The sequence below is a fragment of the Aeromonas sp. 3P genome, from assembly GCF_051919745.1.
GTDB classification, from domain to species: Bacteria; Pseudomonadota; Gammaproteobacteria; order Enterobacterales; family Aeromonadaceae; genus Aeromonas; species Aeromonas veronii.
Genome location: NZ_JBQBED010000001.1, coordinates 1,697,133 through 1,710,494 on the forward strand (window position 1 = coordinate 1,697,133; position 13,362 = coordinate 1,710,494).

Here is a 13,362-nt window from a genome sequence, read left to right on the forward strand (position 1 = left end):
ATGGCAAGGCTCTTTTCGTTCCGATGAGTAACCTTGGCTCGAACAGGTGCTATTGCGGCAACGTCTCAAGCCGTTCCAGAAACGTTGGCAAAGAGGGCGCCAGCGGCAGACGGCGGCCGGAGTCGAGCCACTCCAGCCACACCTGACCACTCTCGTTATCCAGCGAGATGAGCGTCATCTCGTTGCGGGTGGTGGCAATAAAGATGGAGGGGGGGCGTTTTAGCTTGCGCAGCATCAGCAGGTGGCCAATGAGGTTCTCCCTGAGCAGGTCGAGATCCGCGTCGTTCCACGGCAGGATCAATTCAAGGCGCAGCCCCTTGAAAAGGCAGGGGATGGGGCGGCTGAACCAGTGCCCGAACAGGGCGATGGCGCCGGGATGAATCGTCAGCTCAAGAGCATCGGCCATAGCCGTAAAATCGGCGGGTTCGGAGCGATGGTGAGGACGCCAGGCAACCCGACCATCGGCAGGCTCACCAAGTTGGCAGGGGGAACGCCAGTCCGCCTCCCACTCGCACAGGGGCAGGCCTCGTCTGGCCTCGCCATCCCGTTGCCAGCGGGCAAAAAAGTGCTCCAGGGCAGACAAAACTTGATCCGACATCGAAAATCCCCACAATTGCTGGCAAAGTCCGCTATTGCACCACCAAACTCGGTAACAGACAAGGTTGCCAGCCGACCTTGCGACCCGGGAAACAGAACCCGGGATACAGAGAGGCCGACACCCAAGCCAAACGGCTGCAACCATCCGGCCCAGCAATGGCCCGTTTCATTCCACTCATCATGAGCACATTACGTGAGCAACCCTGTGAGCAAACAAGATAGATACGCCGGGGCCAGCGCCCTGACCGGCCTGAGCCTGGGCCAGCAATCCGATTACATCAGCCAGTACACCCCCTCCCTGCTGCAGCCGGTTCCACGTAGCCTGAACCGGGATGATCTCAAGCTGGGCGATGACCTGCCCTTTAGCGGTTGCGATGTCTGGACCCTCTATGAGCTCTCCTGGCTCAATGCCAAGGGCAAGCCGATGGTGGCGGTGGGGGAAGTGACCATTCCTGCCACCAGTGCGAACCTGATCGAATCCAAATCCTTCAAGCTCTACCTCAACTCCTTCAACCAGACCCGTTGCGACTCTATCGAGGCAGTCGCCGCCATGCTGACCAAGGATCTGAGCGCCTGTGCTGGCGAGACCGTCAAGGTCACTCTGTTCCCCCTCGACAAGGCGCCGCACCAGATTGCTCTGCTGCCCGGCGAGTGCATCGACGAGCAGGATATCGAGGTCGACAATTACGAGTTTGATGCGTCCCTGCTGCAAGAGGCGGCCGGCAGCGAGCTGGTCGAGGAGACCCTGCACAGCCACCTGCTCAAATCCAACTGCCTGGTCACCAGCCAGCCGGATTGGGGCTCTGTGGTGATCCGTTACAAGGGACCCAAACTCGATCGGGAGAAACTGCTGCGCTACCTCATCTCGTTCCGCCAGCACAACGAGTTCCACGAGCAGTGCATCGAGCGCATCTTCATCGACCTCAAGCACTATTGCCAACCTGAGCAGCTCACCGTCTATGCCCGCTATACCCGTCGCGGCGGACTCGACATCAACCCGTTCCGCTCCGATTTCGAGGCGGTGCCCGCCAACCTGCGGCTGATCCGTCAATAAACGCGGCATTGATAAAGGGCCGCCCAAACAGCGCACTGTTATCTCAGCCTTGCTGGCGCCTCGATACAGCTGACGACAAAGGATCCTGAGCACACCATCAGTAAACGCTGGACTCGCAGGGGGGGGCTTGGATAACATGCCTACACCTCTGCGCCGTCCTTAATCCAATGAATCAACTGTTTTTTCTGGCCATGATGATGTCCTCCCTGTCAGCTCCGGATCTGGATCTGGACAAGGAGCAACTCTCTATCGATCTGCAACACGCGCAATCGATGGTACTGGCTGATCCTGCCAGATGTGTCCAGATCACCACCGCCTTCCTGGCACGCGCAGCCAATAATCCCAAGCAAATCATCAGCAATCGCCAGGAGTTCGGCTATCGTGAACCCCTGCTCAGTTACAGCACCATCTCACAAGCCATCGGAGCACACCTGCTTGAAGGGGAGTGTCTGATCCAGTTGGGCCAGTATCAAGCCACCCAGCAAGTCCTCGACAAGGCAATGGCACTGGCGGAGAGAGAGCACCAACCCGAGCTCAAGGCCCACGCCCTCTATCTCAAGATCCGCAGCCAAGCCCTCAAACCAGATAACCAGAACACCAGCCGTGCCCTGATGGATCAACTGGACGAGCTGTTGGCTATCCCCACCCTCAAGCGGAGCCAGTTACAGGTCTATAGCCGCCTGCAACGCACCAGCTACGAGATTGAAAATCAGAATCTTGAAGACGCCAAGACCCATCTGGCGGATGCAAGGATCTGGGCTGCCAAAACCGCCAACCCTCTTGCCAGCGCTTGGGTCAGCGCCATCAGCGGCGACCTGTATCGCGTGCTGCAGCAACCCCAGCTGGCCCTTGGGGAATATATCGATGCCCAGCAACAGGCCAAAAGTTTCAACGACCCGCTTTTTCTCGGCCTGCTGTCGAACCAGATAGTCAAACTCTACCAGCAGGAGCAGGAGCCCCAGAAAGCACTGCAATATGCCAATGAGGCAGCCAACTTCTTCCACTCCATCGGTAACCCCTCTCTGCTGTGCGACTCGCTCATCGTGCTGGCACGCCTCAACCGGGATCAGGGGGAGCTCAATCTGGCGCTGGTCTATTTCTTCAATGCGCTGGACTTGCTCGATGAGGGGAATAGTCGGCCGCAGGCCTCCCTGCTCAAGTACGAGATTGGCAAAACCTATCTGCAAAGCGGTAACCTCTCGCTGGCCAGCAACTACCTCAATGCGGCCCGCCAGTCTCACGAACTGAGCGATGCCAAAGAGCCGCTGATCGATACCCTGCTGCTGCTCGGCGAGCTCTATCTGAAGAAGCAGGAGGCCGCCATCGCCATCCTGCAGTTGGAGAACGCCCGCGCGCTGGCCAATCAGCTCGGCGATACTCGCCGTCAGTACGAGGTATTCCGCCTGTTGTCGCTGGCCTATGAGCAGAAGGGGTATCTGCGTCAGGCTCTCGACAGCTACAAGCGCTTCCACCGTCTTGGCGAGGAGGTGCGCCAGCAGGAGCAGGCTATGGAGCAGGCGGCGATCCGTGACAACTATGTCCAGGTCGAGCGGGTGCAACATATCAAGGAGCTGGAGCAGCGACTTAACAACAGCCAGCATCAGCAGGAGCGCTATCTCTGGTCGAGCATCACCACCAGCCTGCTGCTGGCGCTCTTTATCTACCTCTTCTTCACCCTCTGGCTCAAGCTGCGTACTGCCCGCCTGCAACTGAAACGGACCAATGAGGCCCTGCTGATCGAGCCACGCTCGGGGCTGGCCAACTGGCAGCGGCTAATGAACCGCTGGCCGCGGGAGATGGCAAAGCGCCAGCTGAAATCGGATCGCTGGTACCTCAGTGAACAACCCTCCAGCGAGTTCGATGACAAGCTTCACTATCTGCTGTTCCGGGTGCCTTTCCTGGTCAATACGCTGGAGCGCCACGGCTATCAGGCCAGCAGAGAAATCGAGCAGGCCTTCGGTGCCTATATGGACACCCTGACCCCGCAAGATGGCCGTATCTATGACTTGCGTGAAGGACACATGCTCTACGTCGTGCCACAGCGCCACGTCACCAACCTGCATCAACTGGCGGGAGACCTGCTGACCGCCATCGCCGCCTTCCCTTGCAGCTATCCGCTGGATCGCCAGATCAGCCTCGGGATTGTCAGTCACCCCTTCCTGCCGAAAGCGGCGACCGCGCTCGATCACAATGGCCTGTTTGACCTCTGCTATCTCGCCCTGTCGGGAGCCATTCAGCTCAGTGAAAAATGCCAGCAAAACGCCTGGTTGGAGCTCGCGGCGATCGATTGCCAACAAGCGGCATTTTTTAATGGAGATGTGTGGCAATGCGGCCTGATGGCAATTGACAAGGGACTGGTAAAAGTCAATTCTTCTCATGAAAAGCAATGGGTTAATTGGCCCAGCCTTGCAAGGAAGCCGGCAGCCGATAACCACCAGGAAATAATGTAGATAACAGGCGAGGATCGAAACCAGGTTCGACCACTGTTGCTATCCAACACCAAAAACAATAATGACAACAGGGCGACCTGATAATGAATGACATCGCTGCCGTAGCAGGACAATTGGCAAGACTCAGGGAATCCCTTCAGCAGAAACAGCTGGAACTCGACGGCGTACTGTCGTTTTCCGATGCAGAGCGTGCCCGTGGTATCCAGTTTATCAACAAGTTGATGCTCTCCTGCCGTGGCTTCGACCGCGAGCTGGACAATCGCTTCGCCAAGCTCAAGCAGAAACTGGATAACAACCCCGCATTTACCGCGCTAGACGAGGATCTGCTGGCCATTGAAAAACTGCTGCAGCAGCACAGCAATGCGCTGGAAGAGTCGATCACCCTGACCCAGACCGCCATCGAGCTTGGTTCCAAACAGCTGAAAAACATCAAGGGCTTCCCGGAAGAGACCCGCAAGTCCCTCAAGGAATTTCTGGCAAGTCCCGCCGGTTACGGCATTGCCGATCACCAGAAGAAGGTGATCAAGCTGCTGGAGTTCTACCAGCAGGCGATCAAGATCCAGCTGCTGCCAAGTCAGCCGCTGTTGGCACCGTCAGGTGCAACTCAACAAGAAAGCGATACTGCCAGCAACGATGGCCAGCCCGATGTCGACCCGTTTGATCTAAAGGATCACGCTCGCATCGCCGATGAGCTGCAGCGGCTTATCACCGAACTCGACTTTGCCGGCGCCATCGGCGAGAGCCTGAGCGACATTCGCCGCCAACTGCTGATCGGGATCAACCCTGCCCTGCTGGCGGAAACCTGCCTGCAGGTGATCGAGCTCATCATCGAAGGCACCCGTGAGGAGCGCAAAGCCTCCCGCGCCTTCCTTAGCTCCCTCAACGAGAGCCTGTCCGCGGTACATGTCGGCTTTACCGAATCCCTCGATGAGGGGCGTGCGCTGCAAAACGAAACCCGAGAGACCCGCGAGGCGCTGGTCAACGAGTTGCAGGCGATCGATCACTCCCTGGCCAGCCATAACTCCATCGATGCGCTCAAGCGCGCCATCTCCGGCCATATGGGCGCCATCAACCTGCTGCTTCAAGAACGGGAAAGTACCGCAGCACGGGAACGTCACCTGCTCACCCGCCTCTCCACCATGGAGTCCAAGCTGCGCTTGATGAAGGAGGAGACCGCCGAGTACAAGAAGCGGCTGACCATTCAAAAACACAAGCTGTTCCTCGACAGCCTGACTCAGGTACACAACCGGGCAGCCCTCGATGAACGGCTGGAGCAGGAGTACAAACGTTGGCTTCGTTACCGCACTCCGCTCTGCATGGCGATCATCGACATCGATCACTTCAAGAACATCAATGACAACTACGGCCATATGGCGGGTGACAAGGCGCTGAAAGTAGTCGCCAAGGCGCTGCAAAGCGCGCTGCGTGATACAGATTTCATCGCCCGTTTTGGTGGAGAAGAGTTCGTGGTGTTGCTGCCCAACATCAATCCGGACAAGTTCCAGAAGCCGCTGGAGACCCTGCGCCAGACCATCAAGAGCATCCCGTTCCGTTTTCGCGATGCCAAAGTGGAGATCACCATCTCCATCGGCGCAACCCTGTTCAAGGATGGGGACAACCCGTCAGATGTGTTCGAGCGGGCGGACAAGGCGCTCTACCACTCCAAGCACACCGGTCGGGATCAAGTGACACTGGCCTGACAAGCGGCTAAAAAAACAGCGAACAGTCGTCGCCCTATTTCCCTCTACCCTCTGTTACCACTACTATCGATCTCAGGGGATGCAACATAGCGTCCCCTTTTCTCCCCAGGGAAAAACACAACGATAACAAGTGAGTAAAGGGGAACCTATGATTACGCACATCAATCCCGTCGGCAGCATGGATTTGCTGTCACAGCTTGAGGTGGATCGCCTCAAGCAGACTGCCTCCAGCGATATCTATCAACTGTTTCGCAACTGCTCGCTGGCAGTGCTCAATTCCGGTAGCCATACCGACAGCTCCAAGGAGATCCTGGAGCGTTTCAAATCGTTCGATATTCATGTGATCCGGCGCGAGCGCGGGGTCAAGCTGGAACTGTTCAATGCCCCCGAGCACGCCTTTGTCGATGGCGAGATCATTCGCGGCATTCAGGAGCATCTCTTCTCGGTGCTGCGCGACATTCTCTATGTCTCCAATCAGCTCGAGTCCAACCGCCAGGTCAATCTGACCAACTCCACTCATATCTCCAACGTAGTGTTCGCCATCCTGCGCAACGCCAAGGTGATCCTGCCCGGCGCCGATCCCAACCTGATCGTCTGCTGGGGTGGCCACTCCATCAACGAGATCGAATACCAGTACACCCGCGCCGTGGGCAGCGAACTGGGCTTGCGTGAGCTGAACATCTGTACCGGCTGTGGCCCGGGTGCCATGGAGGGCCCGATGAAGGGGGCCGCCGTCGGCCATGCCAAACAGCGGGTGCGCAACGGGCGCTACATCGGCCTCACGGAGCCTTCCATCATTGCGGCCGAACCGCCCAACCCCATCGTCAACGAGCTGGTGATCCTGCCGGATATCGAGAAACGGCTGGAAGCCTTCGTGCGTCTGGGTCACGGCATCATTATCTTCCCGGGCGGGGTCGGCACCGCGGAAGAGCTGCTCTATCTGCTCGGCATCATGATGCATCCGGCCAACGAGCGGCAGCCGATGCCCATCATCCTGACCGGCCCGAAAGAGAGTGCCGACTACTTCCGTGCCATCGACGACTTCATCAAGGCGACCCTCGGTGAACCTGCGACCAAGCTCTACCGGATCATTGTCGGCGATGCGCCGGAAGTAGCCCGGGTGATGAAGGAGGCGATGCCGAAAATCCGCGAATACCGCAAATCGGTCGGCGATGCCTACTCCTTCAACTGGTCCCTCAAGATTGAGCCGGAGTTCCAACTCCCCTTCGAACCTGATCACGCCAGCATGGCCAGTCTGGATCTGCACCGCAACCAGCCGCCCCAGTTGCTGGCCGCCAACCTGCGTCGTGCCTTCTCCGGCATCGTCGCCGGCAACGTCAAGGAAGGGGGCATTCGCGCCATCGAGAAGAAAGGCCCCTTCAAGCTGCACGGCGACAAGGAGCTGATGCACCTGATGGACAAGCTGCTGGAGAGTTTCGTCAAGCAGCAGCGGATGAAGCTGCCGGGCAGCCAGTATGTGCCCTGCTACGAAATCGTCCGCTAGGGTACAGATACATCATCGACAGAGGGGCGCATCAACGCCCCTCTTTATTGGCTCAATGCCTTCCCAACCGCCATCAATCCCCCATAAGGCGAGCGGTTTGTTACAATGAGGCGTCCCGACCGCCAAGAGTGCCCCATGTCAACTATCCGGCCACACCTGCTCATCATCGATGCCCTCAACCTCATTCGCCGTCTGCACGCGGTACAGGCCCAGCAGGCACTGACCCCTGCCCAGGCGCTGGTTGCAACCCGCGCCAACCTTATCAATACCTGCCGCAAGCTGCTGGCCAATAGCGAGCCGACCCATGTCATTGCCGTGTTTGATGGCGAGGTGCATAGCTGGCGCAAAGAGGTCTATCCGGCCTACAAGGAGGGGCGAACCCCCATGCCCCACGAACTGCGTGAGGGGTTGGCGACCCTGCAGGATGCCTTTTGGGAGTGCGGTGTCGATGCCCTGCTCTCCGAGACAGATGAAGCGGATGATCTCATCGCCACCCTCGCCAGCGGCATCGCCAGCCATGGCCATCAGGCGACCATCATCTCCACCGACAAGGGCTTCTGCCAACTGATCTGCCCGCAGATCCGGGTGCGCGACTACTTCAACAAACGCTGGCTGGATGCGGCCTTCGTCCAGCAGCAATATGGGGTAGCCCCTGCTCAGCTGGTCGACTTCTGGGCCCTGACCGGTATCAGCGGTTCCAATATCAAGGGGGTTCCGGGGATCGGCCCCAAGACCGCCACCCAGCTGTTGCAGCAATATGGCAATCTGGCAGCCATGCTCGAAGCCTGTCAGCAAGAGGACGCCGTCAAGCCACTGCTCAAGCTGCGCCAGCATCAGGATGAGGCCCTGCTGGCCCAGCGGCTGGTGCGCTTGCAGCGGGATATTCCGCTGGGATTCAACCTGCGGGACATCCGCTACCCGCCCCAGCCGGACTAAATGGCCGAACAAAAATGCAGACAAGGGCGTGAACCATGACGAGACTCACCCTCGCTGTTGATAAAAGTGAGTAGAATGTAAAGGAATGTGGTTGGTTTGCTGAGTAAATGCTATAAAGCAGCCCCATCCTCCCCTATACCCTGGAAGTGGAACCCTCTCATGTCCAAAAGAAAAATTACCGTGATCCCCGGCGACGGCATCGGCCCCAGCATCATTGAATCAGCCATCCAGATCCTGACCCATGCGGGCTGTGACTTTGAGTACGAATACGCTGATGCGGGTCTGGTTGCCCTCGAGAAGCATGGCGAGCTGCTGCCCCAGGCTACCCTGGATCTGATTGAGAAGAACAAGGTGAGCCTGAAAGGGCCATTGACCACACCGGTCGGCGGCGGTTTTACCTCCATCAACGTCTCCCTGCGCAAGAAGTTCAACCTCTACGCCAACGTGCGTCCGGTCATCTCCTTCAAGGGCACCAGAAGCCGTTACGACAACATCGACATCATCACGGTGCGTGAAAACACCGAAGGGATGTACTCGGGTGCAGGTCAGAAGCGCAGCGATGACAACAAGAGTGCCGAGGCGATGAGCATCATCACCCGCGAAGGGGCCGAGCGCATCGTCAAGTTCGCCTTCGAGCTGGCTCGTCAGGAAGGGCGCAAGAAGGTCACCATCATCCACAAGGCCAACATCCTCAAATCGACCTCCGGCCTGTTCCTCGAAGTGGCACGTGAAATCGCCAGCCACTACCCGGATATCCAGAGCGAAGAGATGATCGTCGATGCCGCCTGCATGAACCTGGTGATGTACCCGGAGCGTTTCGATGTCATGGTCACCACCAACCTGTTCGGCGACATTCTCTCGGATCTTTGCGCCGGTCTGGTCGGCGGCCTTGGCATGGCACCCGGCGCCAACATCGGCGATGGCGCGGCCATCTTCGAAGCGGTCCACGGCTCTGCGCCTGACATAGCTGGCAAGAATATCGCCAACCCGACCTCGGTGATCCTTGCCTCCATTCAGATGCTGGAGTACCTCGGCATGCAGGATAAAGCAGAGCGGATCCGCGAGGCGGTACGAGCTACCATCGAATCTGGTGATCGGGTCACCCGCGATCTGGGCGGCACGGCTTCCACCAGCGAATTCACCCAGGCCATCATCGATCGCTTGTGAGTTAATTCATTGATTTTAAAAGGGAGCTTCGGCTCCCTTTTTTATGTTTCCGAATCCTTTGCCACTCCCCAAACAGCAACTATGTTCAATAGAGAAGAAGAACAGGGAGTGTTTTTCATGAAGGGATACGGGTGCTATCTGGTGTCGGGTCTGATGCTGGTTTGTGGCACTGCCAGTGCCTTCGAACAGGCCCAATCAACCCAAATCGCCAAACTGCCACAGCAGGAAAAACGGACTGCCACCGAGGTATGGCGTTCAAGCCTGGATACCAACGACCTGCTCAAGGCCCCCAAACCCCTGTCGTTTGGTATTGAAGTCTCCACCGACAACTTTGGTAATCAAAAGATCACCTCCTACCCGCAGCTTAATCTGACCCCGGAAAAGAGCGTCAGTCTGTCGGTCGAACGCTTCAGACCCAAGGTCAAGTTTAAGGCTGGCGGAATGAACACCGCCCTCAGGCTGAGAGGAGACGGGATAAAGATGCAATTCAATCCGGTCGACAAAACCATCCCGCTGCAGATAGAGATCAAGGTGACCGACGACGAATCTTCCCTGCGCCTCGATTACCGTTTCTGATTTTTCGAGCCCTGAATAGCAAAAGACCGGCAGGGTTCCCTGTCGGTCTTGGTTTTTATCGTACGGGCTGAACGGCTACATCACGCCTTGGGCTCGAGTTTGGAGACCCAGTACTTGTTGTAAACATGCACGGTGATCTCTTCTCGATCGTGATAGAGCTGCTTGGCCTGGATCACGAACGCGTTGTCGATCTCCTTGAGCATCTCGCGCAGCACCTCGATATTGTGCACCGACTCGGCATAACGCTTCTTCATCGGCAGCTTGAGGTTGAACATCGCCTCCTGGCAGTCACCCTCACGGAACCAGTCCGCAATCATGTGAACGACCCGCGCCGGTTTATCGACCATGTCGCACACCAGCCAGTAGGTGTTCTTCTTGCTCGGACGCCAGACGAAACCGTCATCCCGGATATGCTTGACCTGACCGGTATCCATCAGGGATTGGGCCATCATACCGTTGTCGACCGCCGTCACCATCATGCCACGGCGCACCAACTGATAGGTCCAGCCACCCGGGCAGGCGCCCAGATCCACCGCCTTCATGCCTGAACAGAGACGCACATCCCACTCTTCCCGCGGCACGAACACGTAAAACGCCTCCTCCAGCTTGAGGCTGGAGCGGCTCGGTGCATCGGCCGGGAAGCGCAGGCGCGGGATCCCCATGTGGAATCCGGAGTTGTTGAACGAGTAGGAGTAACCCAGCAACACGTGATCATTGGCCATGAAGAAGGCGTGGAACACCGGACGGTTTGGCGTCTCCTTCTTGGTCAGGATCTCGTTGCTGCGCAGCGCCTGACGAAGCGGCACGGTGAACTTGCGGCAGAAGGCCGACAGCTCTTTCGCTTCATTGGTATCCGCGGTTTCGACCCGCAGATCACCGCAAATGGTGTAGTCACTCACCGCCTCAAGGATGGGGGAGATCCTGTCCGCGACATCCAGATCCTTCAGCTCATGGGTGACCACCAGCATCTGGCGGATGAAGATGAGCTCCCGGAATGGCAGCTTGCGAGCCAGCAGGTCCGCCTGCTCCTCGTCATACAGTTCGAAGATCACATAACCGCTGTCGTCCTTGACCCGGGCGAAACCGTAGCACTGCATGTTACCGGCACGCTCGGTGATCTCTGCAGCCGCCTCTTTCTCAAAACCGGGGCGGCAATAAAGCAGCAGATTATTCATTTTTTCCTCCAAGACGACAGCCAGCCCAGATCAGGGCCGTCCATCCCAACATAAAACAGAGGCCACCGGCCGGGGTAATCAATCCCAGCCCCTTGCTGCCAAGCAGCACCATGGCGTAAATACTGCCGGAGAATCCGATGATCCCCAGCACAAAAGCGGTGCCAGCCAGGTGGATCACCCTGCTGCGCACACCACACCAGCCCAGAACCAGCAGGGCCAATGCGTGAAAAAACTGATATTGCACGGCGGTATTGAACGCCGCCAGACGCTCGGGCGTAATGCCGGTCGCCGCCAATCCATGGGCGCCATAAGCCCCCAGCATGGTGGCCGTCAACCCGAAGAGACCGGCCAGTATCAGCCAATGTCGATGGATCTGCATCCTCACTCTCCCTCTCTCATCGAGGCTGGCAATAAAGCCAACCCTCTCGTGCTATCCATGCCGGGCCACAAAATGGCTGATGGCCGCCGCTGCATGCTGCATATTATCCTGCTCACTCACGCCACTGGCTTTACGCGGTTTGAAACCATGATCACCATCGGTCAACCAATGGACCGATACGGCGGGTGAGAAGGGGAAATCGGCCAGTTCGGCGCGACTACCGAAGGTATCGCGCTCCCCCTGCAACAGCAGAGTTGGCACTGCAATATGCTTGAGTACCTCGCCTCGCCAGCTGTCTGGCTTGGCCGGAGGGTGGAAAGGATACCCGAGAATGAGCAATCCTGCAGCATTCATCTCACCCTCGCCTTCACGATAGAGTTCCGCACGATAGAGTTCCGCCGCCATCCGCCCGCCCATCGACTTGCCCGCCAGAAACAGTCGTGGATGGGCAAACTCGCGGATCATGTCGTGCCAATGGGCGAGCAGCACAGGCGCCCTGTCAGGCGGGCGGCGCTTGCCATCCTGTGCACTCCTGGTCATGTAGGGAAAGTTGAAGCGCACCACTTCGATGTCGGGGCCAGCCAGCAGGCGTGACAACTCGGCAAGAAAGACATGATCCATCCCCGCGCCTGCCCCGTGGGCCAGCAAAATGCGAACGGGGGCATCAATTGCCCCCTCGCGGATCACATCAGGCATCGGCGAGCCTTGCCCTGCGACGCGCCTCTTCCTGCTCCACCAGCTCCAGCATCCAGTCGCGGAAGGCAACGATCTTGCCCTGATCCGACTGTTGCTCCTGGCACACCAGATAGAAAGCATTCTTGCTCACCAGCACCTGCTCGAACGGGCAGATAAGGCGGCCGGCCTCAATCTCGGGTTGTGCCAGCACGCTGTGGCCAAGCGCCACCCCCTGGCCGTGGATCGCCGCCTGGATCACCATGGTGGAGTGGCTGAAGATGGGCCCCTGATTGACGTTGGGTGCATCGATATCGAGCTGGCGGAACCAGGCCTTCCAGTCGCGGCGGGAGGTATCGTGCAGCAGGGTATGAAGAGTCAAATCTTGCGGCGTACGCAGTGGCTTGGGCCCGGTCAGCAGCAAGGGGGAGCAGACCGGGATCAGGTATTCGGTGTGCAGCTTGTCCGAGCGCAGACCCGGCCAGTTGCCGCGCCCGTAGTAGATGGCCACATCCACATCGTCGGTGAGCGACCCTTCGTCGAGATCGACCGCCTTGATCCGCACGTCGATATCGGGGTGGCGCTCGCTGAACTTGACCAGCCGCGGCACCAGCCACTGGATGGCGAAACTCGGCTGCAAACTGACAGTCAACGCCCCCTTGGCACTGCGGGCCAGCAGCTTGTCGGTCGCCTCAGAGATGGAGGCAAAGATGTCCTTGATATCCAGGAAATAGCCCTGTCCCTCTTCGGTCAGCAACAAGGAGCGGTTTTTGCGGCGGAACAGCTTGATGCCAAGATACTCCTCCAGCGCCTTGATCTGGTGACTGATGGCAGCCTGAGTCACAAACAACTCTTCTGCTGCGCGGGTAAAGCTTAAGTGACGAGCCGCTGCTTCAAACGCCTTGAGGGCATTGAGCGGGGGTAAACGACGAGACATGACACCAGCCGACGATGAGTTTTTCTAATGGGGCGCATTATAATTTGTCGGTTGCGGGTCGACCAGTGAATAAACATAATTCGCCCAGCAATCAGTCGTCATATGGCTCACATTTTCTACTACGTGTTGGTTTACATGTGTTTTTAGTGAGTCTTTCGACTGCGATTGTGGTGTTGTGTTTCTTCCTCTGCGGGAAGAGGGGCTCAAATCTCACC

12 protein-coding genes are annotated in these 13,362 nt (G+C 58.0%); 7 read left to right on the forward strand and 5 right to left on the reverse strand.

Annotated elements, in window-relative coordinates; all coding sequences use genetic code 11:
- Positions 1-49 precede the first annotated feature (49 nt).
- On the reverse strand, positions 50-598 hold the full coding sequence (syd, locus tag ACTG19_RS07515) for a SecY-interacting protein (RefSeq protein WP_064337110.1): 549 nt from the start codon (positions 596-598) through the stop codon (positions 50-52).
- A gap of 204 nt (positions 599-802) precedes the next feature.
- Here syd and queF point away from each other — a divergent pair, with 204 nt between their 5' ends.
- The 7 genes from queF to ACTG19_RS07550 all read left to right on the forward strand — a co-directional run bounded on the left by queF (position 803) and on the right by ACTG19_RS07550 (position 9,984).
- Positions 803-1,651 carry an NADPH-dependent 7-cyano-7-deazaguanine reductase QueF gene (queF, locus tag ACTG19_RS07520; protein WP_439988937.1) on the forward strand — a complete coding sequence of 283 codons (849 nt, stop codon included), beginning with the start codon at positions 803-805 and terminating at the stop codon, positions 1,649-1,651.
- Positions 1,652-1,818: 167 nt separating this feature from the next.
- Positions 1,819-4,101 carry a hypothetical protein gene (locus ACTG19_RS07525; RefSeq protein ID WP_439988938.1) on the forward strand — a complete coding sequence of 761 codons (2,283 nt, stop codon included), beginning with the start codon at positions 1,819-1,821 and terminating at the stop codon, positions 4,099-4,101.
- 83 nt (positions 4,102-4,184) lie between these two features.
- Positions 4,185-5,801 (forward strand): GGDEF domain-containing protein, encoded by a 1,617-nt coding sequence (locus ACTG19_RS07530; RefSeq protein WP_245094816.1) that lies wholly within the window; start codon positions 4,185-4,187, stop codon positions 5,799-5,801.
- Between the two features lie 148 nt (positions 5,802-5,949).
- On the forward strand, positions 5,950-7,305 hold the full coding sequence (gene ppnN / locus ACTG19_RS07535; protein ID WP_005338611.1) for a nucleotide 5'-monophosphate nucleosidase PpnN: 1,356 nt from the start codon (positions 5,950-5,952) through the stop codon (positions 7,303-7,305).
- A 135-nt stretch (positions 7,306-7,440) separates the two neighbouring features.
- The gene (gene xni, locus ACTG19_RS07540; RefSeq protein ID WP_279464459.1) at positions 7,441-8,241 is read left to right on the forward strand and encodes a flap endonuclease Xni; all 801 of its coding nucleotides are present in this window, start codon (positions 7,441-7,443) and stop codon (positions 8,239-8,241) included.
- Positions 8,242-8,400: 159 nt separating this feature from the next.
- Positions 8,401-9,408, forward strand: coding sequence for an isocitrate dehydrogenase (locus ACTG19_RS07545; protein WP_005349723.1), 1,008 nt, complete (start codon positions 8,401-8,403; stop codon positions 9,406-9,408).
- Between the two features lie 117 nt (positions 9,409-9,525).
- Complete coding sequence (locus tag ACTG19_RS07550; RefSeq protein ID WP_113738999.1) at positions 9,526-9,984, forward strand: hypothetical protein; 459 nt, start codon at positions 9,526-9,528, stop codon at positions 9,982-9,984.
- A gap of 80 nt (positions 9,985-10,064) precedes the next feature.
- Here the strand turns inward: ACTG19_RS07550 and rlmM are convergent, their stop codons facing one another.
- The 4 genes from rlmM to ACTG19_RS07570 are packed head-to-tail and all read right to left on the reverse strand — an operon-like array spanning position 10,065 to position 13,147.
- Positions 10,065-11,159 (reverse strand): 23S rRNA (cytidine(2498)-2'-O)-methyltransferase RlmM, encoded by a 1,095-nt coding sequence (gene rlmM, locus ACTG19_RS07555; protein WP_005338617.1) that lies wholly within the window; start codon positions 11,157-11,159, stop codon positions 10,065-10,067.
- On the reverse strand, positions 11,152-11,538 hold the full coding sequence (locus ACTG19_RS07560; RefSeq protein WP_100654345.1) for a DUF423 domain-containing protein: 387 nt from the start codon (positions 11,536-11,538) through the stop codon (positions 11,152-11,154). Before ACTG19_RS07560 ends, rlmM begins: the two co-directional genes overlap by 8 nt.
- Positions 11,539-11,589: 51 nt before the next feature.
- Entirely contained in the window at positions 11,590-12,234 is a 645-nt protein-coding gene (locus ACTG19_RS07565; protein WP_439988939.1) for an alpha/beta family hydrolase, read from the reverse strand.
- Positions 12,227-13,147 (reverse strand): transcriptional regulator GcvA, encoded by a 921-nt coding sequence (locus ACTG19_RS07570; RefSeq protein ID WP_005338622.1) that lies wholly within the window; start codon positions 13,145-13,147, stop codon positions 12,227-12,229. The genes ACTG19_RS07565 and ACTG19_RS07570 overlap by 8 nt, the downstream gene beginning before the upstream one ends.
- Between the last annotated feature and the right edge of the window lie 215 nt (positions 13,148-13,362).

Coding starts and splice junctions, on each gene's coding strand:
- syd (WP_064337110.1), bottom strand. CDS start 598: ATGTCGGATCAAGTTTTGTCTGCCCTGGAGCACTTTTTTGCCCGCTGG.
- ACTG19_RS07525 (WP_439988938.1), top strand. CDS start 1,819: ATGAATCAACTGTTTTTTCTGGCCATGATGATGTCCTCCCTGTCAGCT.
- ACTG19_RS07530 (WP_245094816.1), top strand. CDS start 4,185: ATGAATGACATCGCTGCCGTAGCAGGACAATTGGCAAGACTCAGGGAA.
- ppnN (WP_005338611.1), top strand. CDS start 5,950: ATGATTACGCACATCAATCCCGTCGGCAGCATGGATTTGCTGTCACAG.
- xni (WP_279464459.1), top strand. CDS start 7,441: ATGTCAACTATCCGGCCACACCTGCTCATCATCGATGCCCTCAACCTC.
- ACTG19_RS07545 (WP_005349723.1), top strand. CDS start 8,401: ATGTCCAAAAGAAAAATTACCGTGATCCCCGGCGACGGCATCGGCCCC.
- ACTG19_RS07550 (WP_113738999.1), top strand. CDS start 9,526: ATGAAGGGATACGGGTGCTATCTGGTGTCGGGTCTGATGCTGGTTTGT.
- rlmM (WP_005338617.1), bottom strand. CDS start 11,159: ATGAATAATCTGCTGCTTTATTGCCGCCCCGGTTTTGAGAAAGAGGCG.
- ACTG19_RS07560 (WP_100654345.1), bottom strand. CDS start 11,538: ATGCAGATCCATCGACATTGGCTGATACTGGCCGGTCTCTTCGGGTTG.
- ACTG19_RS07565 (WP_439988939.1), bottom strand. CDS start 12,234: ATGCCTGATGTGATCCGCGAGGGGGCAATTGATGCCCCCGTTCGCATT.
- ACTG19_RS07570 (WP_005338622.1), bottom strand. CDS start 13,147: ATGTCTCGTCGTTTACCCCCGCTCAATGCCCTCAAGGCGTTTGAAGCA.